Annotated in this window: 27 protein-coding genes and 2 pseudogenes; 11 read left to right on the top strand and 18 right to left on the bottom strand. The window is 59.2% G+C overall.

What is annotated here, in order from left to right:
* Nucleotides 1-264 precede the first annotated feature (264 nt).
* Nucleotides 265-555 carry a hypothetical protein gene (locus tag LB559_RS05885; protein ID WP_224673443.1) on the top strand — a complete coding sequence of 97 codons (291 nt, stop codon included), beginning with the start codon at nucleotides 265-267 and terminating at the stop codon, nucleotides 553-555.
* A gap of 95 nt (nucleotides 556-650) precedes the next feature.
* On the opposite strand, the gene LB559_RS05880 is transcribed toward LB559_RS05885, so the two are convergent.
* From LB559_RS05880 to LB559_RS05870, 3 genes and pseudogenes are all read right to left on the bottom strand, one after another.
* On the bottom strand, nucleotides 651-935 hold the full coding sequence (locus LB559_RS05880; protein WP_224673442.1) for a hypothetical protein: 285 nt from the start codon (nucleotides 933-935) through the stop codon (nucleotides 651-653).
* A 516-nt stretch (nucleotides 936-1,451) separates the two neighbouring features.
* Nucleotides 1,452-1,694, bottom strand: coding sequence for a hypothetical protein (locus LB559_RS05875; protein WP_013533304.1), 243 nt, complete (start codon nucleotides 1,692-1,694; stop codon nucleotides 1,452-1,454).
* A gap of 67 nt (nucleotides 1,695-1,761) precedes the next feature.
* A pseudogene (locus LB559_RS05870) lies at nucleotides 1,762-2,480 on the bottom strand (SOS response-associated peptidase).
* A 76-nt stretch (nucleotides 2,481-2,556) separates the two neighbouring features.
* Here LB559_RS05870 and LB559_RS05865 point away from each other — a divergent pair.
* Nucleotides 2,557-2,790 carry a hypothetical protein gene (locus LB559_RS05865; protein WP_013525244.1) on the top strand — a complete coding sequence of 78 codons (234 nt, stop codon included), beginning with the start codon at nucleotides 2,557-2,559 and terminating at the stop codon, nucleotides 2,788-2,790.
* Between the two features lie 9 nt (nucleotides 2,791-2,799).
* Nucleotides 2,800-3,045 carry a hypothetical protein gene (locus tag LB559_RS33000; protein WP_013525243.1) on the top strand — a complete coding sequence of 82 codons (246 nt, stop codon included), beginning with the start codon at nucleotides 2,800-2,802 and terminating at the stop codon, nucleotides 3,043-3,045.
* A 328-nt stretch (nucleotides 3,046-3,373) separates the two neighbouring features.
* Here LB559_RS33000 and LB559_RS05855 read toward each other — a convergent pair whose 3' ends face one another.
* Together LB559_RS05855 and LB559_RS05850 are read right to left on the bottom strand one after the other, a co-directional pair.
* On the bottom strand, nucleotides 3,374-3,529 hold the full coding sequence (locus tag LB559_RS05855) for a hypothetical protein (RefSeq protein ID WP_224673440.1): 156 nt from the start codon (nucleotides 3,527-3,529) through the stop codon (nucleotides 3,374-3,376).
* A 68-nt stretch (nucleotides 3,530-3,597) separates the two neighbouring features.
* Complete coding sequence (locus tag LB559_RS05850; RefSeq protein ID WP_224673438.1) at nucleotides 3,598-4,464, bottom strand: RNA ligase family protein; 867 nt, start codon at nucleotides 4,462-4,464, stop codon at nucleotides 3,598-3,600.
* A gap of 458 nt (nucleotides 4,465-4,922) precedes the next feature.
* On the opposite strand from LB559_RS05850, the gene LB559_RS05845 reads away from it, so the two are divergent.
* Nucleotides 4,923-5,198, top strand: a complete 276-nt coding sequence (locus LB559_RS05845) for a hypothetical protein (protein ID WP_224673437.1) — start codon at nucleotides 4,923-4,925, stop codon at nucleotides 5,196-5,198.
* On the opposite strand, the gene LB559_RS05840 is transcribed toward LB559_RS05845, so the two are convergent.
* The gene (locus LB559_RS05840) at nucleotides 5,192-5,533 is read right to left on the bottom strand and encodes a hypothetical protein (RefSeq protein WP_224673428.1); all 342 of its coding nucleotides are present in this window, start codon (nucleotides 5,531-5,533) and stop codon (nucleotides 5,192-5,194) included. The two genes, LB559_RS05845 and LB559_RS05840, sit on opposite strands and share 7 nt — an antisense overlap.
* Nucleotides 5,534-5,657: 124 nt before the next feature.
* Nucleotides 5,658-6,020 (bottom strand): hypothetical protein, encoded by a 363-nt coding sequence (locus tag LB559_RS05835; protein WP_224673646.1) that lies wholly within the window; start codon nucleotides 6,018-6,020, stop codon nucleotides 5,658-5,660.
* Nucleotides 6,021-6,180: 160 nt separating this feature from the next.
* On the opposite strand from LB559_RS05835, the gene LB559_RS05830 reads away from it, so the two are divergent.
* The 3 genes from LB559_RS05830 to LB559_RS33075 all read left to right on the top strand — a co-directional run bounded on the left by LB559_RS05830 (nucleotide 6,181) and on the right by LB559_RS33075 (nucleotide 7,397).
* On the top strand, nucleotides 6,181-6,750 hold the full coding sequence (locus tag LB559_RS05830; RefSeq protein WP_224673426.1) for a hypothetical protein: 570 nt from the start codon (nucleotides 6,181-6,183) through the stop codon (nucleotides 6,748-6,750).
* Nucleotides 6,751-6,893: 143 nt separating this feature from the next.
* Nucleotides 6,894-7,118, top strand: a complete 225-nt coding sequence (locus LB559_RS05825) for a hypothetical protein (RefSeq protein WP_063173946.1) — start codon at nucleotides 6,894-6,896, stop codon at nucleotides 7,116-7,118.
* Between the two features lie 3 nt (nucleotides 7,119-7,121).
* On the top strand, nucleotides 7,122-7,397 hold the full coding sequence (locus tag LB559_RS33075) for a cyclic nucleotide-binding domain-containing protein (protein ID WP_338039908.1): 276 nt from the start codon (nucleotides 7,122-7,124) through the stop codon (nucleotides 7,395-7,397).
* Between the two features lie 150 nt (nucleotides 7,398-7,547).
* On the opposite strand, the gene LB559_RS32995 is transcribed toward LB559_RS33075, so the two are convergent.
* Complete coding sequence (locus LB559_RS32995; RefSeq protein ID WP_318014154.1) at nucleotides 7,548-7,766, bottom strand: glycosyl hydrolase 108 family protein; 219 nt, start codon at nucleotides 7,764-7,766, stop codon at nucleotides 7,548-7,550.
* 171 nt (nucleotides 7,767-7,937) lie between these two features.
* Nucleotides 7,938-8,162, bottom strand: coding sequence for a hypothetical protein (locus LB559_RS05810; RefSeq protein WP_127369446.1), 225 nt, complete (start codon nucleotides 8,160-8,162; stop codon nucleotides 7,938-7,940).
* A 489-nt stretch (nucleotides 8,163-8,651) separates the two neighbouring features.
* Here LB559_RS05810 and LB559_RS05805 point away from each other — a divergent pair, with 489 nt between their 5' ends.
* A complete protein-coding gene (locus LB559_RS05805; RefSeq protein ID WP_063170631.1) occupies nucleotides 8,652-8,843 on the top strand; it encodes a hypothetical protein in 192 nt (63 codons plus the stop codon).
* A gap of 123 nt (nucleotides 8,844-8,966) precedes the next feature.
* Nucleotides 8,967-9,230 (top strand): hypothetical protein, encoded by a 264-nt coding sequence (locus LB559_RS05800; protein ID WP_013525235.1) that lies wholly within the window; start codon nucleotides 8,967-8,969, stop codon nucleotides 9,228-9,230.
* Nucleotides 9,231-10,010: 780 nt separating this feature from the next.
* Here LB559_RS05800 and LB559_RS05795 read toward each other — a convergent pair.
* The 5 genes and pseudogenes from LB559_RS05795 to LB559_RS05775 form a co-directional block, all read right to left on the bottom strand.
* Nucleotides 10,011-10,229: a hypothetical protein gene (locus LB559_RS05795; RefSeq protein WP_224673424.1), complete on the bottom strand. Its 219-nt coding sequence runs from the start codon at nucleotides 10,227-10,229 to the stop codon at nucleotides 10,011-10,013.
* A gap of 12 nt (nucleotides 10,230-10,241) precedes the next feature.
* Nucleotides 10,242-10,382 (bottom strand): hypothetical protein, encoded by a 141-nt coding sequence (locus LB559_RS32835; protein ID WP_263498974.1) that lies wholly within the window; start codon nucleotides 10,380-10,382, stop codon nucleotides 10,242-10,244.
* 202 nt (nucleotides 10,383-10,584) lie between these two features.
* Nucleotides 10,585-11,733, bottom strand: a complete 1,149-nt coding sequence (locus tag LB559_RS05785; protein WP_224673420.1) for an alpha/beta hydrolase family esterase — start codon at nucleotides 11,731-11,733, stop codon at nucleotides 10,585-10,587.
* Nucleotides 11,734-11,881: 148 nt separating this feature from the next.
* Nucleotides 11,882-12,331, bottom strand: a complete 450-nt coding sequence (locus LB559_RS05780; RefSeq protein ID WP_224673656.1) for a hypothetical protein — start codon at nucleotides 12,329-12,331, stop codon at nucleotides 11,882-11,884.
* A gap of 683 nt (nucleotides 12,332-13,014) precedes the next feature.
* Nucleotides 13,015-13,276: pseudogene (locus LB559_RS05775) on the bottom strand (ATP-dependent DNA ligase); the annotation flags it as partial.
* 474 nt (nucleotides 13,277-13,750) lie between these two features.
* On the opposite strand from LB559_RS05775, the gene LB559_RS05770 reads away from it, so the two are divergent.
* Nucleotides 13,751-15,913, top strand: coding sequence for a serine hydrolase (locus LB559_RS05770; protein ID WP_224673418.1), 2,163 nt, complete (start codon nucleotides 13,751-13,753; stop codon nucleotides 15,911-15,913).
* A gap of 109 nt (nucleotides 15,914-16,022) precedes the next feature.
* Nucleotides 16,023-17,738 carry a ShlB/FhaC/HecB family hemolysin secretion/activation protein gene (locus LB559_RS05765; protein ID WP_224673416.1) on the top strand — a complete coding sequence of 572 codons (1,716 nt, stop codon included), beginning with the start codon at nucleotides 16,023-16,025 and terminating at the stop codon, nucleotides 17,736-17,738.
* Nucleotides 17,739-17,765: 27 nt separating this feature from the next.
* Here LB559_RS05765 and ampH (LB559_RS05760) read toward each other — a convergent pair whose 3' ends face one another.
* The 4 genes from ampH (LB559_RS05760) to LB559_RS05745 all read right to left on the bottom strand — a co-directional run bounded on the left by ampH (LB559_RS05760) (nucleotide 17,766) and on the right by LB559_RS05745 (nucleotide 22,197).
* On the bottom strand, nucleotides 17,766-18,923 hold the full coding sequence (gene ampH / locus LB559_RS05760; protein WP_224673414.1) for a D-alanyl-D-alanine-carboxypeptidase/endopeptidase AmpH: 1,158 nt from the start codon (nucleotides 18,921-18,923) through the stop codon (nucleotides 17,766-17,768).
* 45 nt (nucleotides 18,924-18,968) lie between these two features.
* Nucleotides 18,969-20,117 carry a D-alanyl-D-alanine-carboxypeptidase/endopeptidase AmpH gene (gene ampH, locus LB559_RS05755; protein ID WP_224673412.1) on the bottom strand — a complete coding sequence of 383 codons (1,149 nt, stop codon included), beginning with the start codon at nucleotides 20,115-20,117 and terminating at the stop codon, nucleotides 18,969-18,971.
* Between the two features lie 61 nt (nucleotides 20,118-20,178).
* On the bottom strand, nucleotides 20,179-21,318 hold the full coding sequence (locus tag LB559_RS05750) for a M23 family metallopeptidase (RefSeq protein ID WP_224673411.1): 1,140 nt from the start codon (nucleotides 21,316-21,318) through the stop codon (nucleotides 20,179-20,181).
* Nucleotides 21,319-21,972: 654 nt separating this feature from the next.
* On the bottom strand, nucleotides 21,973-22,197 hold the full coding sequence (locus LB559_RS05745; RefSeq protein ID WP_224673409.1) for a hypothetical protein: 225 nt from the start codon (nucleotides 22,195-22,197) through the stop codon (nucleotides 21,973-21,975).
* Nucleotides 22,198-22,224: the final 27 nt, after the last annotated feature.

The following is a 22,224-nucleotide window of genomic DNA, read 5'->3' as shown; positions in this document are numbered from 1 at the left end:
TTACCAATCTTGGCGACCTGTGGATAACCCTCGCAGTTACGCGTTCAATGACAGAGCTGAGGTCCACGGCTTCGCGGTCATGCTGTTCTTCGACAGGTTCCGCCTGCATATTCGGATCACCGTCTCATCCATTGATGCCCGCCCAGGTGAACCGTGATCCCTGCTGCCAATCCAACCAAGATAATTTTGCGGCGTTCCCCGATACACCCGTTGTTCAATTGAATTGCTGTGTATTATTCCGCTGTTGTCTTTAGGATGAGAGCCATGCCCCTATCATCCTTCGCCAAAGAACTGGAGAACGCCGCCGATAGCATCGCCGACATGTCGCGAGCGGATCTTCAGATCATGCTTCGGCGCGCTGCGTTGATGCTCCGGAACGTCGCCGGCCTCCCGCTAGAGCCAGCAACACAGGACGCACTGAACTCCATTGCCGCTGAAATGAAAATCGGCCGGTCGGAGCTCATTCAGATCGTCTTGCGTGAGTGGCTGGAAACGAATGCTTATCTGCCAGTCCGGATGATTGACGAGGAAAGCGAGACCGACGGGAGCGCTTAGCAACATGGCTCGCAAGGGAATGGCCCGCAGAAAAAGGCCCGTGCCTAAGGGACGGGCCAAATACGTTTCGGGAACAATGCCTAGAGCGGTTATTCTCAGCCGCCCATCTTCTTGGCCATGGCACAGAAATCAGCGTGCGACTTGTTGAGCGCGGTGTCGCCGCAGTCTTTCAGCACCGCCTTTTGTTCATCCGGTTTCATGGACATCCATGCGGTCTTGAAATCCGCTTCCGACCTCAAGGTTTTCATGCCGGCATCCGTGAAGAAAGGTGACATCTTTGCAGGATCATCGAGCGCGGAAGTGGTGCTGCTGCCAGCCAGCGCTGAGCCCGTCATCATTGCGAGCGCCATCGCGCCCATCGTAAGCATTTTGATGCTCATTTTTTCCTCCGTTTAGTTCTACACGCGCAAATCGCATGACCTGGGAAAAAAACGTCGGCGTCTGAACTCTGTTCCCGCATCTCGCCGATTTCGCATCGGCAGCCGTCTGACCGCGCTGATGTCGTGGCCGGTGCAGTGAGGAGTCCACCGCGGGGCGACGGACCACTGCGGCCAGCCTACAGTGCGATCGGCAAATGCGGGCCCATTAACCACGTTCCTGGATAGATTGGACCCCAATGGGGATGCGGGGGGGTTTACCTTGCGTGGAAAATCACAAGCACAGATTCTATTGTCATGTTGAGCGCGACGGATTGTGGGGAGTTTGGGATTGCGTCGCCAACAGGCCGGCGAGGTTGGGCGGTGGCGACCTTCGCGGTTGCACTGCCCAAAGGGCTGAAACTGCGGAACACGTCCTCACGAGAATTTACGACGGCGGACTTGATGCCGTCGCTATCCGCATCGCGGGCATTGTCAGTTCTGCGGGTTCGGCCTGATCGATCCCCGGCCGCCAGGCGCTTACCCAGCCTTAGGGGGCAGCATCGGTCCAGTGGTGTTCCACCGGATGAACTCGACCTCTTTCCCGGTGACGTCCCGCACGGCCTTCAACAGCACCTCATGCAGGACGCGCGTCTGCCTGTAGTGGTCGCAATGTGGCGATATGAACGGCTTGATGATGCTTAGGTGCAGCGCTTCCGCTGCCACCAGGAAGCGCTCGATTTCAGCCTGTGATAACTGCTTTGAGGGTTTTGACCTAGCCATTGCGACACCTTTTGAGAGTCGCCCACCTGAGGACAATATTCCTACCGCGACCGTTCAGTGTAAAGGCTCAAACGTCGAAAAGGTCGTTTGGTCCCACGCCAATTTCGTCAATGATGTCCGGCGTGTTGTTTCGCGGGCTTCCGACCTTCCTGTCGATCGGCCACATCTTCATCAGCTCCGAAGGATATGGCTTCATGAGGTCGCGTGGATCCAGTTCCGGTCCGAGCCAGCGCATGTAATCGGCAGGCGCCAGAATAACTGGCATGCGATCATGGATCGTCGCCATCAACGTATTGGGCTCGCAGGTGACGACAGCGAAGGTCCGGATCAACTCGCCGGTCGCCTTGTCGGCATATTCTTCCCATACTCCAGCCATGGCAAAAGGCTCGTCCTCCGTCATTGCGATAGCGTAAGGCTGCTTTTTCGTGCCCGAAACATCGAGCTTTTGCCATTCGAAATAGCCGTCGACGGGCACCAGGCAACGGCGCGCGGCGTATGCTTTTCGGAACATGCCGTTGCTGGCAATCGTCTCGCACCGCGCATTGACAGGCGGTGGCCGCCCGCCGCCATCGCGCGCCCAGCCGGGAACCAGCCCCACTTCGCAGAAACGAAACCGGCCATGCTCGTGTAAAGCTCTTCACGCACAATGCTTGGATAGGTCAGGCTGGGCGCGCCATTCCAGACCGGGAACCCGTTGCCCAAACGCTCAACGTCGCCAGGGTGCGCGAACTCGAAGCGCCGCACCATCTCCGGGATGGTCGATTTTACAAAAACGCGTCCACACATTCAGGGTCGTCTCATTGACAAGGATCGAGGCCCGCCCAAAATGGGAACGGAGTGAGAACGAGTCAAGGTTGTGGTGATGCCGAAGAAGCCAAAGGACGTAATGCTGCCAGCGGTCTCGGGCGTCACAATCGAAATCGATGACCGCGATAATCCCGAGGTCTGCCTTGTCGGGCTGTTGACTGCCGAGGGGAAGCGATCCTTCACCCTGAGCGAAAACGGCGCTCGGATGATGGTCAAGGCGTTGCACTCATTTCTCGATCTCCTCGACGGATCTACGTCCGAGACAAAGCCCAAAGGCCCCGCCAACTGAGAATCAGATATGGTCAATCCGCCCAAGCGACAGGACGATTATCAGGACCGAGCCATCGACTGCCAGGAGGCCATGGAGCCAGGCTTTCAGGTGATTGTCGATTGCATGCTGGAGGCGGGATGGACGCGAGGCGAGACATTGCGGGCGCTGAAACGGCTCATAGCGGCCGACAATATGGCTCAGAAAGAGAACGCCAGGCTGGAAACGCAACTCGCAATTGCGCGGGCCATGTTGCGCGCTGGAAAGCCGATTTAAGGTCTGTTGACCTGTTGGGCGTCCCTTGGCCAATGCGTCGATTGCCAGCGGGGGCATAAACTCTTGCACCGACCTGGGAGGAACATGCGTCCGCAGTCGAAGTTCGGAATGCGCTTGGTAAGGAAATCTCCTTGAAACAGCCAAGCAAGGCCCGCCACTGGCTCCGAGACCCGGTGGCGGGCCACCCGCGATTAATCTTTTTCGTAGGGCTGGAACCTGTTTCTGAGATCGAAGTTGGAAATGTGCTTGGTTGAGATTCCCCTCCTCAAATCCAAGCTCTGGTGCAAGTGCAAGGCCCGCCGCTGTAATTGTGTCCTCAGCGGCGGGCTTACTTCGTCAGGCGCTCCACGGTCTCAATGATCGCCTTGGCCAATGCCTCGCCTTCATAGATCGGCTCTGGGCCATAGTAGCCCGTCACCCATTCCTCGCTAGGCAGCACGCCGGCAGGGCATACCTGCTCGATGGCCATTCGGACGAGCTTCAAGGCTGCACGCTGATCGACTGCCACAGGGGAGTTGGGTTCGACGTTCACATGGTGGAGCGGCCGGGGCGTCATGGTTTCGCCTCGTGGATCGCCCGCAGCGTCGCATGGCGTAGCTTGTCCTCGCGCTTAAGGGTCTTCACTCGTCCGACAAGGCCAGGTTTGATCCATTCGGCGTCTGGCTTGTCGGCTCCCTTCGGTGGCGTGCCTTTCCCCTCCTGCACCTTGGCCCATAGGCGTTCTCGCATGGCTTTGGTCAGCGCGATGTGAGCCGATCCGACATAGCGGCGTTCCGCATCGCGGGTTGCCATCAAAGCGAGTGGTGCCGATCCCGGTTTTAGCTGCACGCCTGCCACTTCAAAGTCGACTTCCTCGTAGCATTTGGTTTTCAGCCACGCTTCGGTGTCGCCTGACCGATACACGCTGTCCGGCCGCTTCGACACCATGCCCTCCACGCCCATGCGATCAACCGCGGCGTAGAAGTCAGCCCCGCCGCCATGCACATGGTGACTGTACTGGATCACGCCCTTGGCAGGCCCGACGAGTTCGAGCAGCTTTTCCCGACGTTCCAGCAGAGGTGCTGGGCGCAGGTTGACCCCGTCCAGGTGCAGTAGATCGAAGGCGACGAAGATAATCCGATCCGGCGCCCATCGCATCGCGGACCGCAGCGAATGGAAATCCGACACGCCCTTCCCGTTGAGGACGATTGCCTCGCCGTCGATGATTGCCGACTTGGGGGAAAGGGTTGCCGCCGCCTCGACTATCGTCTTGTACGTCAATGACCAGTCGTAGCCCCTTCGGGTGATCGCTCGGGCCGTGCCGTCCTCGATTATGATTTGCGTCCGATAGCCATCGTACTTGATTTCGTGAATCCAGTTGTCCCCTGTCGGCGGCACCTCGACAAGCGTGGGGAACATTGGCCGGATGAACTTCAACATATGCGAACTCGGACTGACCGAGTTTAAATTAGATTAAGCTAAAATGGTTGCAAAGGGATGACACGCGCAGAACCCGCCGCGTTGGCCAAGCACGACGGGTTCGCAATTTGGGCGGCTACATCCTGAGAATCGACCGCCACTGTGCCAACCTGGGATTCAAAGAATAGTTCCGACTTTTCGAAGATCGTACTGCGCGAACTAGTCCATGAGGTTTAATTGCTGCGCTGTCGTTTTGCGAGTAGCGTAAAAGTTTGGGCACTAGGCCCACCCTCGTGCCCAGATTGGTCGGCACGGTTCTGTCACCGTCGCTTGGTATCCGACCGTGTCGACCACCATGTGGCGTGCCAACCCCGCCCGCCAGGCCGGCGTCCATCTCCGAAGCACCCCGCCAAAGCGCGCCGGCCACTTTGAGATATCGTTGATCGCCGCTCCCGTTCCTGCTATGTTCACGCCATGGGATGGACGTTTGGTTCATTGATCGAAAGCGGCATGACGGCGCATTGCGCCCGCTGCAATCATTCCGCACGCTCGACCTGGAGGCGCTGCGCGAGCGGTACGGCGCTGATGCGCCAGCGATGGCCGCTGATCTCGCGCCTAGATGCGCTGCTCGAATTGCGAACAGCAAGCGTCGGTTTCAGCTATTGCCCGACCCGACGAAGCATTCCGGCATGGGGCAGGCGAATGCTTATGCCAAGGCCAACGAAGGGCGGCAGGCCAATCCGGCTTGTCAGTAACGGCAAACCCGAACGCGCTCCAGCACCCGGTGGTGATGGTGCCAGTGCTTAACCCACTTCAAGCGGCAATGGTGACGATGCCGGAAATAGTAGCGATGCGGGTAGCGGACCACGTAGCCAGGATAGCGGGGGCCGTAGTAGCGGCCGCCATAGTCGTAAAACGGACCTCCGCCGTAGAAGGGGCCACCGCCGTAAAACGGGCCGCCGCCGAACGGACCAAAGCCGCCGAACGGACCAAAAAAGCCGATGCCAGAACCGAAGTGTGCATCCGCAGGCGCGACCGTGGCTGCGGCGCAGGCGATGGCGATCACGGAAGCAAGGAACAGTTTTCTCATAGCAACCTCCCTGAGGTCCCTTCAGCCGAGAAACTTCCGCAGGAGCCGTATGTTCCCGATTGCTAATATTCTGTTGCGCGCCGACCTACAGATGTTTTTGCCGATTCCGCAGCCTCAGTTCCCGTCATACCTTCGACTTTCGCCAGCCAGCCCACCAAGCATCCCATTGAGAGCAAAACCAGCGCTCACCCTTGGCCGGGTTAACGACCGTTTCGTCATAGTAGCGCTGACCTGGCATGTGATAGATACGGTCGCCTGTTTCGCTGATATTGCCCTTAATGTTGCATCCACTTGGCGAGCTAGGGCTACCCAGACGATGCACTGTGGGAAGGTGATGCTGTTCGGCTTGCGGCGGTATGAGATAGCTTGCCCCGGCAACACCGCAAAGCAAAACCGGGATCAGCGCCCGCTGCTCTAACAGCGAACGCCTATGCCGCCTTATAGGCTTCTGTTTTGGAGGCCCATAACCCTCTCCCCATCGAAGAATGCGACTCTTGCTTGTTGGAGTCCAGATGGCGCTACCCAGCCGTAGGGGAATGGCGGGCGGGCGCTCCGGGGATAAGTAAAGCTCCTGTATTAGGAATCGCTATAGTTGTGTACCTTACGTGACTCGAATCAAGGGTTGCGGCCAAGCAATCAACGGGTTAATGGCAAGTTCACCTCGACTTCCGGCCACCTATAAACAGCTTCCTCTCGACCTCGGAATCGAGGTTGAAAAAGACGTCAACGGCATCGAAATGGGCGTGCTTGAAAATGGCATGGCCTATCTCACGCAAAGCGGCCTTTCCGCCATCTGTGGCGCGGCACGGTCTACCATCCAAGAGATCACCAACGAGTGGGAAGACAACTTCGGCCTCGATCTCCAGTGCGGGCGGTCGCTCTATTTTTCCGACTACCTTAGGCAGGCAGGGTACGACGAGCCGACGCTCTTTATGGAGATACAGCGCAATGGTTCTACCCATTACGCTTATCCCGAACTCGTTTGCATGGCCTTCATTGAGTTCTTCGCCTTCGAAGCCCAGAGGGCGAATGACACAGCCCTTCTGAACTTCCGCAAGCTGCCAGGTACGGCCTCAATCAGTTCATCTATGACGCCCTTGGGTATTCACCGCTCAAGCACACGAGCGGCGGCGGCCCTCGCTTCGTCTAACCGGCCAAGCTTGGCGAGCGCAGCGGTCAGTGCGACCCACGCCATGGGTGGTTGGTCTCGACAATAAAGCTTTGGCATCGAAGCGTCGCAACCGGAGCGTGGCAGCAAAAGAAACCAGCGGGGACCTGCCTCGGAACAAATCATCGACGATCCTGTTGGGGCAGGAAACCGGAATGTGAAGGCAGTACAACAGACGAAGGGAAACCGAAGATGTCGAAGTCTTCCGACCGCACCGTTCCCGGCGAAGGCAAGATCGAAACCGGCCCGAAAACATCTCCGCAACAGGATCCGGTGGAGGGGTCTCGCGAGACAATCGATCGCGAACTCGAGCGGACCGATGACGAATATAGTTCCGACGAGGCGGAACGCTCGCGCCGAGACGTGCAAAAAGAGGTGGCGGAAGAGAACGAGCTGCCGGAACGCGGCTCGGCATAAGGATTGCCGGCACGTGCCAGGCAGAGACATGGAAGATTCCATCCGAGGCCGGTCCTGAGAGGCATCCCGATCCAGGAGAAGGAATTCCAGGCCAATCATGACCTTGTCCGTGATGGCGATCGGCCCTCGCATTCGTTTGTCCTTATCGACGGCTTGGTCGGCTCTACCAAACACACCGGCGAGGGTAAGCGGCAGATCACATCATTCTTCGTGACCGGCGACATTCCGAATCTGCACGGACTACATCTTTCGGTGATGGACTGCACCTTCCGACCCTGACGCCATCGCGTGTCGGCTTCATGCGCCACGACACACTGCGCGCCATCTGTGAACAGCACCCTAGCTTTGCCGCCGCGTTCTGGCGCTCGACGCTGATCGACGCGGCGATCTACGGGGAATGGGCCACCAATGTCGGGCGCCGCGAGGCCTTCACCCGCATGGCGCACATCCTATGCGGGCTGATCTACCGGCTGCGCGCGGTCGAACGCATCGAGGACCACATCGCCGACATTTGGCACCGGCCGTCGAATCCCAGTAGAACCGGCGACAGACCATCGCTACTTGGGCGTCAGTGATCTGACGCAGGTCGGAATTGGTAGCATCGGCTTTCACAAAGCGGCGGAAGTTGGTGAGCGTGACGCCTTTCATGGTTGGCGCCGCCGGGATCGGCCGGGTTGTCCACCCAGAGGCCTTCAGATTTCAGAACGAGCGCAAGCGCCCGCGCGAAGTTGCGGTCCATGGCTAGTACCTTTCCGCCCTGATGGGCAGTTGTTGAATTGGCAATGGAGGTGGACGGCTGAAATCAGCCGGTTAAGCAAATCAGCGGTCTAGCCGCTGGCACTCATCAAGTAGGCCACCAAGCTCCAGGCAGAGATCGACGCGGCCGAGGCTGTTGGCCTTGTCGTCAATCCCGATGCGGCGGTTGTAGGCCGTGACGGTGTCTTTTAGTTGAGAAACACGACCGGCCTTGTGACCGCTGGAGTAGGCGAAACCAGCGATGCAAATACTAGCAGCGATTGCAAGCGCGGCAGTCTTGGGGTTCATTGGCATTTTCGCCCCTCGAATCGACTTGGGAAGTATTCGTCCATGGAAGACAGTTTGACTGAATTGGCAGCGCGGCTCCAGATGCAATGGAGGGCGTGGGCTCCCGCGATTGGCCTTGGTGTTGCCACCGCCATCGGTATGATTTGGACCGTCTATCTACCGATTGTCGGATTGCGTCACATGCTCGGATACAACTAAACCTTTAGCATCCGCACGACGGCATTCCAGCCGTAGGATTTGCTGCAACGCCGGTAACAGTGACCTCCAGGCCGAGCCTACCGAGCGCGACCGAGCAATCCAGGGATGCCGCGTCAGTCGCATTTTCGCCTATGACCGTCTTCGTGATCGACCCTTCGGTTGCCAGCGTTCCAGAAGTGTGCGCACCACGCCGGTCACAGGACTTCTCCTTCGCTTTGTACATTTCGAACGTTGAAGCGCTTTGGGCGCTATGATTTGTTGGTGCCTTCGTCGTGTGTGGGAGTGCGGGCCGTGGACGATGACCAAAGGGCTGGTGTTCGTATCGAACACATCGACGGCCAGTGGGCGGTAGAACTCGTCGAGAATGGCGAAATCACCCAGCATCTTTTCGAGACCGAGGAATTCGCGAGGAACTTCGCCGCCGGTCAGTGGCTAAGGCTAAACCCGAAGCCTATTCCCCCAATGCGCCGGCGACGCCGTTAGAGCGCTAAGCTTAAAAATGCTCTTTCGCGGATGCTGCACCGGGGCCGGAACTTTGATGCAATAGCGAAGTTCGAGGAGGGAGATGCTTTCGCAACAGGCGCCACTTCACGAGAGGCCGGAGCAATGGTGGACAATCTATCTCGCAGGGAAGAACAACGCGGCACGCGAAGACTCATGGCCTGGGGCGTGGCGGTTATTGCCGTCATTTTCCTAGGCCTAATGGCATTCTTTGTACTCACGCCTTTATCGAACGGCTCTTGGCAGACGGCACCGTTCAAGCGTGCTCCTGTGCAAAACCAGGGCGGTAATGCGCCAGTGGATACGTCACCCAGCCCGGGCGTGAAAAAAGACCCTCAGGAAAATACTGAAATGCCGGAGCAGCAGTAGTAGGTTCCGACCCGCTGGCAAACTTTTGCCGGGGCCGGGCGGCGATCTTGTCGAACACGTCCTCTTCCTCTGCGTCGCGAATGGCCTTGGTGTCGCCTCCAAGGATCGGGACCGGCCTTCCCTCGATTGCTGAGCTTACAAAATTGCCCAATTCGGAGGCCTGATGCTACACGTGTGTCGGCACAAGCAAATCTGCACAGCAGCTATGCACGATCCACGATTGCAGAAATCGCTGGGCAGCGGGTAGATTTTGATTGTCGGCCATCTACTCCTCCCAGATGCGATGCCGGCGCTGAATGAGGCGCACCTCCTCCCGCGCCACATTCGAAAATCGAGCCCGCTGCCACCTCCTCCCGGCAGCGGGCTTTTTTTGTCTTCGCCAGCAGACACAGTGGCAAGCATCCGCGATGGCCTGCGAAACCATCCGTAAACCATGCCAAGACGGTAAATATTTTATCTCGAACCGATCGGGTTGCAGGAGGTTGTGGGCGGGTCTGCAACAAAGAGGCCCAGCCGATCCATGCACCGCTTACCCATCTTGCCCGCCCTGTTGATCTCCTTCGGGATTGCCTACGGAATTTGCGTCTGGGCGACGTCGGATAAGCCGGTCAGCTTTTTCGAAGCCCAAGCGGCATCGCAAATGCGTGGACCTGTCGATCGCTCTGAATAGCTGTAACGCCACGGAAGGTGGGGCGGTCCGGTCCTATTATTCACATGGCCACCTTCGTGCACGAGCGCGCGGGCAAGCGCCTCACGGCAATGGCGTAGGTCGAGTTGAGCTTAATAGGTTTCGGAGCGCCGTGCCTTTGCCATCGCCGTGGCCACAGCTTCTCGCACGGTTGGACCTAATGGCTCGGCCAAGCGCCGAGCGGCGTCATCTTTCTGTTCAAGGTAAGAAGGATGGGTAGCGGACTTCGCCAGCATGAAAAACGCGATTATGCACATCGCGCAGAAGCACGCGATCACAGCAAGTGAGCAGGCAATTGCGACCTCAGCCATTTGGATTGTCCTCTAAATGTCGGGTGCTAGTCGGCGAATGATGTCCGCTACATAGGACGGGGCGAGGTGAGCATAGTGCTTCTCCACCGTTCGGGTGTCGCTGCGACCAAGGGCCTGCGCCACGATGATCAACGGAGCGCCATTTCGAACCATCGTGCTGGCGTAGGTATGCCGCAGCTCATGAGCGTCACATCCGACAGGCCGGCCTGTTTCAAGAGCGCTTTCCAGGGCCGATGGTAAATAGCCTTGGCCCAAACGACGCCGCTGTCTTGGGTAAGCAGGGGTTCACTGCCTTATCGATGGTGGGCTCTTGGTTCAGCAGGGTCCAGACAAAGAGCTCCTCCGCCACAACAATTCAGCGCATCAACCCCGCCGCGCGCAGAGCATTTTCGATGACCTTGGAAATCCCACTTGCCGGACCGCGCGCATTGGCTCGCTCCGGAGTAGGATCGATTCGGACTGCCCGCGGTTTTTCCGTGGGTGCAAAGGACTGCAATGCGGCGCCTGAAGCGACCTCGGCTTTGGCTTTGCGTCGCACGTCCGGCTTCGTCAATTCCCAGAAGCGGGCGATATGGCGTGTCGAGGAAATCCCAACATCCAGCATGAAAGGCCCTGCGTTGCCGAGACCATCGCCGCCGCCAGTTTGCAGTGGCGTTCCATGGCCCATGCCGGCAATGGTGAACGTCTCGACTACCTCGCGCCCGTTGCTGTCGCTCCAGACCTTCCGCGTCTGGCCGTCGACCTTCTCTATGCGTGTTGGCTTTTCGCCGAGATTGTGCACGCTTTGCCACTGCGCCAGGACTGCATCCGCGTTGGTAGGCACAACAGTCGTGTCGGCCGAGCCCTGCCATATCGAAATACGCGGCCACGGACCCTTGTGCGGCGAGGCCGCCCGCAACAGCCGCTGGAGGTCGGCTTGGGACGGACCGCCATGGCCGCGCATGCGGTCGAAGGCTGCGGAGATCGTCGAGGCACTTCCATAGGCGAGCCCGGCAATGATCGCGCCGCCGGCAAACAGTTCGGGATAGTCCGCCAGCATCACCGCCGCCATAGCGCCGCCGGAGGACAGACCGGTGAGAAAGATCCTCTTGCGATCGAGGCCATGCGTAACCACTGCCGCCTCGATCATCTGGCGAATGGACAGTGCCTCGCCGCTGTCGCGCCTGATATCGCCTGGTACAAACCAGTTGAAGCAAAGATTGGGGTTGTTGGCGCGCTGCTGCTCGGGGAACAGCACCGCAAAACCATGCTCGGCGGCGAGCTCGCTCCAGCCGGAGCCATGATCATAGCTGGCCGCGTTCTGGGTGCAGCCATGCAGCACGACGACCAGCGCCGCCTGCCGGGCCAGGTTCTTCGGAAGATAAAGCCTCGCGCGCAAGGCTCCGGGATTGGACCCGAACCCTGTAATTTCGGACAAGTGAGCGTCGTTCCGTTCTCCGGATCCAGCTGCTGGCCGCGCGTGCATCGCGCTCAGGCGAGCGATCGTATCGGATATATTTCGCACGTCGGTGTCCTTGTGCGCCGGAATGGCACGGTCCTGCACAACGCACATGCAGCAATATCGTTGCTGCGATGCACAAGAACAAGCCGTTGCGTCCGTGAACCTATAGATTGAATTGCGCGCTCGGTGAGGCGAACTCAGAGGCCCAGCGCTAGTCTAAGTTTGCGGAGGAAACAAACCGGGAAACGTCCTCGCCGTTTGCAAGCCGCCTCTCGAGTAGCCCGAGCGACGACACAATGACTGAGAGCATGTTATTAAAATCATGGGCGATGCCGCCGGTCAGTTGGCCAACCGCCTCCATTTTGTGCGCCTGGTGAAGTGCCCGCTCGCTCTTCAGGCGCGCCTCGGCCGCCTCGGCCACGCGACGTTCGAGTGTATGGTTGAGTTTAAGCAGTTCGGCGTTGGCCCGCTCTGCAGTGCGGCGCGCTTCCAGAAGCTCTCGTTCATAGCGGCGGCGGTCGGACGCATTGAAGACGGTGATGCGGATGAACTGCAGATTGCCCGATTCGCCGCGCCGCTCCGCGGCGTTGACGAGGACAGAAAGGGTCGATCCATCCGCGCAGACCAGGTCCAGCGCGACCTCGCTGAAAAATGCTTGCATCCGCATCAGCGGAGCAAGTGGGTTTCGTAGTAGATTTTGCCCGCGATGTTCAGGTAATCCTGAAACCACCTGAGGAACGATAGCTAGCGTTGCCAGATCGCCTGCCGGTTTAGCGGTCGCCTAATACGGCTCATGTCTTGCCTGGTCGGTGCCTTGGGTTCAGCCAAGGATCAGTTGAGCAAGTACCATAGTGAGAGCCATCGATACCGGAACGGCTATAAGGCAACACGTCTCAATGATCCTGTTTTCTCGCTTATCCATCTTCGTCACCTCCCGTTTTTCGTTCTCATTTTGACGTCTACAGCCAGCCGTGAGAAGCGGTTCCAGGCGGTGGCCGTCAGAGATGCCGCCGCTGCTGCATATTAGCAACACCTTGTCGAACCCTCGGCTGCCGAGCGTTAGTCCTCCTCGCAGCGGCGAAGCGTGGCGCCCCGCAACCCTGCATGATGTCTTCGAAGATCGGGCCGATCTCTTCATCGATCTCCTGGCCCGGAATGCCCTGGCTCGCGCTGCCCGTTTTGCGTCCACAGCCATATCGATCACCATCCGATATCCAATGGGAGAGAAAATCGCTTCCCCGCTTGCTCATTCTTCCCGAAAGTCCTGCAGCGATGCATGGCAAGAGTCTGCCTCGCCACGCACATGCTTCACGCTTCATGCCTTTTGGCGCCGATCTGGCGTGGCTTTGATGCCATCCCCTCCAGACCGGCTTCATCGATCAGGTGATGGATTGGCCTCGCCGGGCAGCGCCTGGCTGAATTGGATGCGGATGTTGGCGGGGATCACGCTTTCAAGGATCTCACGCCGTTCCTCCAGTGCCATGTCGCGCAGGTCATGACCGTTGAGGTGCAGCAGGTCGAAGGCGACAAAGTAGAGGTCGTGCTGCCGTCGTGTGATCGCCTTGCGCAGCTCGGCGAAGTCAGACAGGCCGGCATCGTTCAACACAGCCGCACTTTCGCGACGCCAAGTGACTCCACTTGGCTGCAAATGCGCGCTGGTCGCCGAAGGTGCGTAAGCGCACCCCTTGATAGGGGATCGAAATTCCGCATGTCAGGGTCTGCTCCAATCGGAGACCGCACGGCTCAACCATTCGCCGGAAAGGACTGTTTCTCGCCGATACGAGCTCGTAAACATGGCTCGCTCCGAGTTCACGTCGGACAAGCGGAAGCTCTCGGCGCTGAAGTTGCAGGCTGCCGCGGCGATAGCGGCGTTTCTGACAAAGATTCGCCAGATCAGAATCGAGTTCACCTTCCGTCATCCACTCTTTGGATGATATGGAAAAGGTGCTCGGGAGACGAGAAGGTCGGTTAAGGAGGCGAACTGACATTCGCCGAAGATCGGAGGATGCATGTCGAAGACCGATGCAGTCAACGCATGCGGTGAAGTCGCCAAATGATAGGCGGTTGTTTCAGGCCGGGGATGGGCGGTTGGCTTGGCATTGCGCTCCTGGCCCTCTTGCCTTCCGGTCCGGCCTTCGCTTTTGAAAGCCCGGATGAAGTTAGCGCAGCGAATCCCCTGAAATGCGGAGCATCTGACGATTATTCCGGGTCGAGCGAATGGGTCAGCAACTTCAGCATCAGCGACAAGCGTCAACCCGTCGGTCCGGTCTTTCAGCAAACACGAAGCAACGTTCTTGATCGTAGGGTTGCGCTTCTACAGAGCGTACTCACGGACAAATCTGTTTACGCCTCAGCGATTGATGGAGTGTTTGGTTCGCAGACAGCAAGCGCTGTGAAGTCCTTCCAGAGCACATATGGAATGCCCGTTGACGGCACAGTGGGGATGCAGACCGGTAGTGCACTCGGGCTGCCGTTTTGGCAAGCGAACAAGGCGCGCAGTCTAGCCCCGCCATTTCGCGACGATGCGAAATATTCTGAAGCTACTGAATTCAACTTCAGAAGTCTGGTCGGGATCGGCAATTTCTTTAGCAGCCTGCCGGACGCTGACTATAGTTCCTCAAATGCGCTTACTCGGAGGGCCCTTCGAACAAACAATCCCGGCGCCATAAACATCTCGAAATGGCAGCGAGACAGCATGAGAGGATATGTGGGTTGCACTCTGCCAGACCGGTACGGCAACCAAACTGCCATTTATGAAACCCCAGAGTATGGGGTAGCTGCTTGGGGTTTTCTCCTCCGCAAGATCTATTTCCACGGAAACAAGTCTAAGGTCACCGTCGGCGACATTGTGGATAAGTATAGAGGCGACAATTCCCGCGATCCTTACATTAATGGATATAAGAAATATTCGGATGGCAAATTGGTCGAAGATTATGAAGTCGACCTGTATAGCAATCGCGAACTCGCGATGCTGGCCATTGCCGCCTACTCGCACGAACTCGGCTCCTGGTATCCTCTCACGGACAAACAGCTTCTGGCAGGCTTTTCAATTACCGATGATTATATTGACTCGGGCGTCAATGACGAGGTCATCGTGTCTTCTGAAGAGATGAATCCGGATCTCTATGTAAAACATCCTGATAGCGAAGGCCCGGCACGCTCGACCGGCTTAACCGCGGCTCAGTTGAGAACGGCCGATGCAAAGGTCCAGGCCGGCCTACAGGAGCTCCTCGATGCAGAGGATGGACCTCCCGGGGCGATCGCCACGCTCTACCGCGACGGTCGCATGACCGTACTCACAGCGGGGCGCGCCGATGTCATATCGGGTGAGGCGCTGGGGGTCGACCAATACATGCGCATCGCCAGCATCTCAAAAGCATTCAACGGCGCCATTGCCCTGCACCTCGTCCAGAAGGGCCGGCTCGGACTCGACGACACCATCGGCCAGCACCTGCCTGATCTGCCGGCGGCATGGTCGGCCGTCACGGTCCGCCAGATGCTGAACCACACCAGCGGCCTGCCCGACTACTTGCAGTCCAAGGGCTTGGCCGAGCAGGTCGCGACAAATCCTCAAGGTTACGTGCAGCCCATTGAGATCATCGGCTGGGTCCGCAACGACCCGCTCGAGTTTACGCCCGGCACCCAGTATACCTACTCCAACACGGACAACGTCGTCGTCGGGCTGATCGCCGAGGCGGTCACAGGAATGCCCTACGGGACGCTGCTGAAGAACATCGCGTTTGGTCCTGCCGCCCTCGCCCGGACGAGTTTCCCCACGCGCGACATCGCGCTGCCTGGGCCCGCCATCCACGGCTATGTCGTCGCGCCCGGATCCGAGCCGAAAGATGTCACGACCTTCGTCAGCCCGAGCGGTGCGTGGGCGTCGGGCGCGATCGTGTCGACGCCTGATGATTTGTCGATGTTCATACGGGCAGATCTCGGACTGAAGTTCTTCGGCGCTGCCGAGCAGATTGAACAGATGAAGTTCGTGGCCGGCAATTCCAGTCCGCCCGGACCCGGGACGAACGAGGCCGGTCTCGGACTGTTCCGCTACACCACGCCGTGCGGTGTCGTTTATGGCCACACCGGCAGTTTCCCGGGCTACACGCAGTGGGCGGCGTCAACCGCCGACGGGACGCGCTCGGTCACCACCACGCTGAACATCGCTGAGCCGGCTGGCGCGTTGCTCGACCGCTTGCGGGAGGTTCAGGCTCAGGCGGTCTGCGCTTTGTTGGGGCACTGACGGGTGTGCATCGCGGGATGACGGACCCCGACATATTTGCTAATTTGCTAAACCAAGTTTCGAATAACCGTTGATTTTCCCTGCCACGACATGTCAGCGAGTTTGATTGATGCCTCTTCGCAAGGCGCTGTCCCACTGGTTCGACGCAGTACGTCGCGTGTCCATCAGTCTTGCAACCAGTGCCTTCATGGTCGGACCGAGCCTTAGCCAGACGATCCCCGAGCGGATCGATTCGGTGGTTTCGGATCAGAACGAGATCATCCGACGCTATTCCGCTCCGAGGAAGCCCGGCACGATTGACCTGTCAGTTCCGGATGCACGCAAGGCAACGAGCTCGGAACAAGCCGAAAAAACAATGTTTACCTTGAGGTCGATAACCGTTCGAGGCGCGGTGACGGTGCCCAGCGCTACGCTGGAGCAAGCGTGGGCCGCGCAGCGGAACAAAAAGATAAGCGCCGCCGACCTTTACGCCATCGCCGAGCGGATCGACGAGATCTACCAGAAGGCCGGATATTTCTCGTGGGCTGTCGTTCCCGAGCAGGACTTTTCATCCGGCAACGTCGTCATCGTTCTCTACGAATCCTATGTGCGCCGGGTCACCATCAACAGCGCCATCCCTGATATTGAGCGGCGTTTGAAACCTTACATCGATCGCATCGTCGCCATGCGGCCAATCCGGATCAAGGAGGCCGAGCGCGTGCTGTTGCTGATGAGCGATCTTGGCGGCCTGACCATCGAAGGCACTTTCATTCGGCCCGAAACGCCCTCCGCCGGCGGTGATCTGAAACTCGACATTGGCTTCAAGCGGGCCGGCGCAAACGCAATAGTCGACAATCTCGGCAGCAATGCCGTCGGCCCATTTCAGCTGACCGGCACCGGCACCTTCAACGATGCGCTTAGGCTGTTCGATGTGGCGAACATCGCCCTGGTGACCATTCCGGACAGTCCCGAGGAGTTGAAGTTCGTGCTGGCTTCGCACGATGTCCCGATCGGGTATGACGGACTGCATGTAGGCTATAGCATCGGTTATGTCTCTTCCCAGCCGGGCGCCGACCTCAAGCCTCTCGATCTCGACATAGCCTCTAGGTTCGGCAGCGCGTATGCCAACTACCCACTGCTGCGGACAATTGACCACAGCCTGTTTAGCCGCCTTGAATTGAACTTCAAGGACAACTCGCTGGCGTTGGGCGGCGAAACGCAGACGGATGAGGACCTCCGATGGCTGGCGGCCTCCCTTAAGTATACCGGTGAGTTGGAAAACGGCGCCATCACGCTGACAGGTACTTTCGGCCAAGGCCTCGACGGCTTTGGCGCGAGCAGCAGCACCGATCCGCTTGCACCGCGTCCAGGCGTTCCTGATGACTACAGGTATTTTCGGGGCGACCTCGACCTTACCAAGGAGATCGCTTCGCTGGCCGTCGCCCACCTCAGAGTGGCTGCGCAATATGCGCCGACGGCGGTGCCATCGTCGGTCCAGTTGGTGCTCGGCGGCGATCCCTATGGCCTGGCTTTCGATGGCTCGGCCGCTTCAGGCGATAGCGGGATAGCGGCCTCGCTGGAATTGGGACGCAACATCGAACTCCCGGAGGCTTTGCCGATCCCAAATCTGAACGTGTTTGCTTATGTCGATTACGGTGCGGTCTGGAACCACGATACGGGCGTGGATTACATTGAGGCGGAACTCGGCTCGGCCGGAATAGGTGCAAAGGCTGCATTTGGGCAACACCTCAATGCAAGGGCGCTTGTTGCGGTACCGTTCAGAGATAACCGAGGTCTGACTGATACCGGCACGCGTTTTTTGTTCCAGCTAATCAGCTCGTATTAGGTGGCGTAGCTCCCGCCTGAACTGCCCTTATCTTGGCGCAAGTTGCGCGACGAGATCATTCGTTGCTGCGACCATCGCCTTGAACCCGCCGACACTGAACTGATTGATCGAGGCGAAGACACCGACACCGCGCGTTGGCGCCAACACCACATAACTGAACTGCCCCTGCAATCCGCCGGTCTTGTTGAGCATCATGGGCTTGTCCTTGTCGGCCAGAACTCCGACCCAGCCAAGCGTCATCATTCCCATCGGCCCCGCATCGTCGATGCCGATTACCGGCGAGAGACCGTCGCGCCAGAGCCAGCCCGCATGGTCGACGGTACGCTCCGCATCGCCGGCCGCATCCTTGCGAAGGTGCCAGGCCATGAACTTCATCATGTCGGCGGCGGAGGTGTAGAGCCCGCCCGCGCATCCGATCGTTTCCGGCGAAGGAACGAGGGGCAACGGTGTGCCGTCGAAGAAATGGCCCTGCATGGTCCGCGCCGCATCGCCTTCCGCCAGGTTGAGCTTGGTGTCGGTCAGTTGGCGGGGCGTGAGCACCCGCTCGGCCAGCAGATCGCCATAGGACTTGCCACCGGCATTGGCCAGCGCGAGGCCGAGCAGATCGTAACCCCAGTTCGAGTAAAAGGCACCCGTGCCGGGAGGGAAAAGATAGAGTTCTGGCTTCGCAAGCTCAGCGCGGCTGAGGTCGAAGGTATTGCCGGCGAACGGGTCGTCCGGCGTGCCGCCTGTCTGGTTCGGTACCTCGCGCGGCAGGCCGGATGCCTGCGTCACCAGATCGATGAGCCTCGGCGTTCGTCCTTCGAGCCCAGGCACGGTCCAGTCCTTCCCGAGGTGTTTGGCGAGGGGATCGGTCGCGCCGATGACGCCATCCACAATCATCGAGCCCATCAGATCGCCGCAGAAGGTCTTGGAGATCGAGGCTATCCGCATCAGCGTATGTTCGTCGGGCACCTGCCCCGAGCCCTTGCGGATTTCGCCGAAGCCAGCGAAGGCCGTCTCGTCGTTGCGAACCGCGGCGATCACGAGGCCAGGAGCGCCCGAGCCCAGGAAGGCGATGCCGCCGGCAAATCCCACGGCTTCCTCAAGCAGACGATCTTTGGCGGCGGCGACGTGAGGAGCCGCAAGGACGCAGGCTGCCGTGAAGCAGAGGATGAGCAAGCGCCTGTGGCCTGAACCGGTCATTGGAATGTCCTCGACGAGAAATCTGATTGTGAGACGAGAGCGCAGTCAGCGGGGCGCGAGCTGATAGATCAGTTCGTTTACTGCGTGCACCATTGCTTCAAAGCCCCCGGCGTTGAACTGGTTGATCGCCGCGAAGACGCCGACGCCGCGCGTCGGCGCGATGGCAACATATGTAAACATGCCTTGTCGCCCTCCGGATTTGTGAAGCACCAGCGGACGGTTGCCGTCAGCCTCTACCACAACCCAACCGAGTGCCATCGCATCCATCGGCGCGCCACCGTCGTCGAGGCCCAGCGCCGGAGAGAGCCCATCCCTCCTGACTAGGCTGGCGTGGTCGATAATGCGGCGTGCATCGTCCTCGGAGCCGCCTTGAGCCAAGTGCCAGGCGATCCACTTCAGCATATCGTTGGGCGTCGTATAAAGCCCCGAGGCGCATTCCATCGTCATCGGTGTCGGCACGAAGGGAAGCGGCGTGCCGTCGAAATTGTGGCCCTGCATCAGCCGGCCCTCGTCACCAGGTCGCGGATTGAAGACCGTGTCCACCATGCCGCGTGGCCGCAACACGCGCTCCTCCAAGACGGTAGCGTACGGCTTGCCAGCCGCTCCGCTGAGCGCCAGTCCCAGGAGGTCGAAGCCCAGGTTCGAATAGAGCGCGCCAGTTCCGGGAGGAAACAGAAACGGCTCCCCGTGCATGGCTGCGATCATCGCTTCCTTTGTGTGGCCGGCGTAGGGATCGTTGGGTGTTCCACCTGCCTGGGCCATCTCGCGCGGCAGGCCGGATGTCTGTGTCGCGAGGTCGATGATCCTTAGGGTCCGCCCATCCTTCTCCGGCACCACGAAACCGTCAGGCAGGTGCGTCTGAACAGGGTCAGTCAGGCCGATCTCTCCTTTTACCAACAAACTGGCGAGAGCGTCTCCGCAAAATGCCTTCGAAATGGATGCCACTCGCATCATTGTGTCGGCATTCGGCTCTATGCCGGATCCGCGGACCGTTTCGCCGAAACCGGTAAACGCCGTCTCGCCGTTGCGAACGCCGGCGATCACCAGGCCCGGCGCGCCTGAGCTCACGAAAGCGAATGTACCGGTGAATTCGACCGATTCGTCCAGCAGCCGATCGGCGTTTGCAGGACTTGCGCAGGTAAGGACGGCAGCGGCAAGGAAAAGACGTAAGGGTATTGTGCGGGTGGCGGTCATCGGCTTCGAGCTCACCATTTCGGAAATCAGGGCGGACTGTCCACTGCCTTTTACAAGGCGATCACTGTGGCCAGTCAACAACAGAGAGGTCAAGCGGCAGCACGTCTTCCAGTTTCTGGGGCGGGACGCGCGGCGTGAGCGTCATCGGCGATCCGGTCGCTTCCGCCATGTCAAAATCCTCGGTGGCCTCGCCGACGGCGGTGATGGTAAAGCTGTCGAACACGTAGGGGAGGCCGTCCGAGGCCAACGGAGAGGCGCTGTCCATGACATGCAGGTGCAAATGCGGCGCTTGACTGTTCCCGGTATTGCCGACTTCGCCAATCTGATCGCCGCGCTGCACCTTGTCTCCGAGCTTCACCTTAATGCTCCCCGGCCGCATGTGGGCGTAGTTGACGAACAAGCCCGAGCCGATGTCGAGCACGACGAAGTTTCCGTCGGCCTCGTCAATCGGCAAGTTGGCGGGCAGCGCACCGGGCACTTGGTCCTGCAAGTCGTCGCGCGTCCCGACCACGGTGCCTTCGGCAACGGCAAGGATAGGCTTGCCATAGATGTGGTAGTTCGCAGGAACCTTAAGGTCGCCCACGACCAGCGTGTTGTTGTCGTCGATTTGCTCCCAGTCGATAGCGAAACGCTGGGCAAGGTAGAACTTGCCGTCGAGCGACAGCAGGGCGCGGACATGGCGGATGGAATCGCAGCAGCCGTCAGCCGCGACATAACCCTTGCCGCGCAAAGGCGGCCCAAGAGCCACCGGTGCCTTCGCAACGACGGCACCCTCGCCAATCGTCACCGTCATGTCGGCGCCGATGACCGCGAAAAACGCCGTGATCTCGTGGGTAATGCGAGCCGGAACCGCCGCGCCGTCCGCAAGCACGACATGCAGAAAGATGACGGCGAACTGATAGGGGGCCAACTCGCGGTTTTCGTTGCCGCGGCTTGCGCCCGGCGTGACGCGCGTGCGCAATTCATCCGGGCCGAGTTCTGCAAGCGGTGCTCCGCTGTCGGCATCGACGACCTTGAGCTTCTCGAAACGGACATCGCCGCCAGTGATATTCGTCACTGCCAGTTCGTAGACGATGTGACGCCTGCCGTCCGAGCCTGGAATCACATGCGGGGGAGCGATGATCTCCGCAACGAGTGGCGTGAGCTTCGGATTGTCGCTGGCAGCGTGCACCCCGGATGGAAATGTTGCCAACAACAGCACAAAGGTCGAAAGGAGCCAAATTGGAACCCGCATTCGAACGCGCCTCCTCTGCACACGCTGACTTTGCGACGCGAGGGTACGACAATGAAGGCCGGGAGCCAAGGTGGCGTGCGGCACATGGAAGATTCGCCGAACCTGGCGCAACCGCGGCCTCAAGTGTTATCGTTTGCATGTCTGGTTTACGGGAACTTTGCGGGCCTCTGATGACAGTTCAAATCAGCCGGCCACCACAGCCAGGGGACAGGATGTGATTCTGTCGTCCCTGCTTGCGAGTACATTCAACAGACGAACTCGGTAGCAGCGGTGAATTGGCGGTAGCCCTCTACCGACTCGAACCCCCATAAATGCTTGGATCAAGGTTGCACCACAGCGGATCCAAAACACCCCGACCTCCTCCAGAGGGCCCGCATCTCGACGGGAGCCGCAAGACAGAAAGTTCGAAAAGCTTCTAGGAAACCCAAGCAGACTGAACGGCGCTGCGGACAATGAGGTTTACGAATACACCGGCGAACATTCGCATTGGGGCGGTCAATATCGTCGGCAGAAGAGCGTCCGAAAGGGCTACCGGCGGCTCCCTCGTAGGAACGAAAAAAGAAGAGAAGCAGAACTTTCTTGTGCGTTTTTTGCACACAATGTTCCGCAACCTGATTATATTCAGGTATGCAAGACGCCAACGTCATCCAGATGTAGGTTGACGCTGCTCAGCTCCGAGGTCGCGCGTGCGCCCTGGTCCTTGAGCAAATGCGCGAGGTGAGCGACGATGCAGTCGCGGCGTCTCACGACGTCCAGCTGTTCGCGGCGATCCTCCACCTGCATAAACGCCTCGGCCGATCGCAGCAAGAGCGGCCACCGCACGCGCTCGGGGTAGAGGTGCCGCATGCATAACGCGCAGGCCAGGGACACTGG

The sequence above is a fragment of the Mesorhizobium sp. BR1-1-3 genome (assembly GCF_020165455.1).
GTDB classification, from domain to species: Bacteria; Pseudomonadota; Alphaproteobacteria; order Rhizobiales; family Rhizobiaceae; genus Mesorhizobium; species Mesorhizobium ciceri.
The sequence above is the reverse complement of the archived record's forward strand: the minus strand, read 5'-3'. Positions and strand labels throughout refer to the sequence as shown.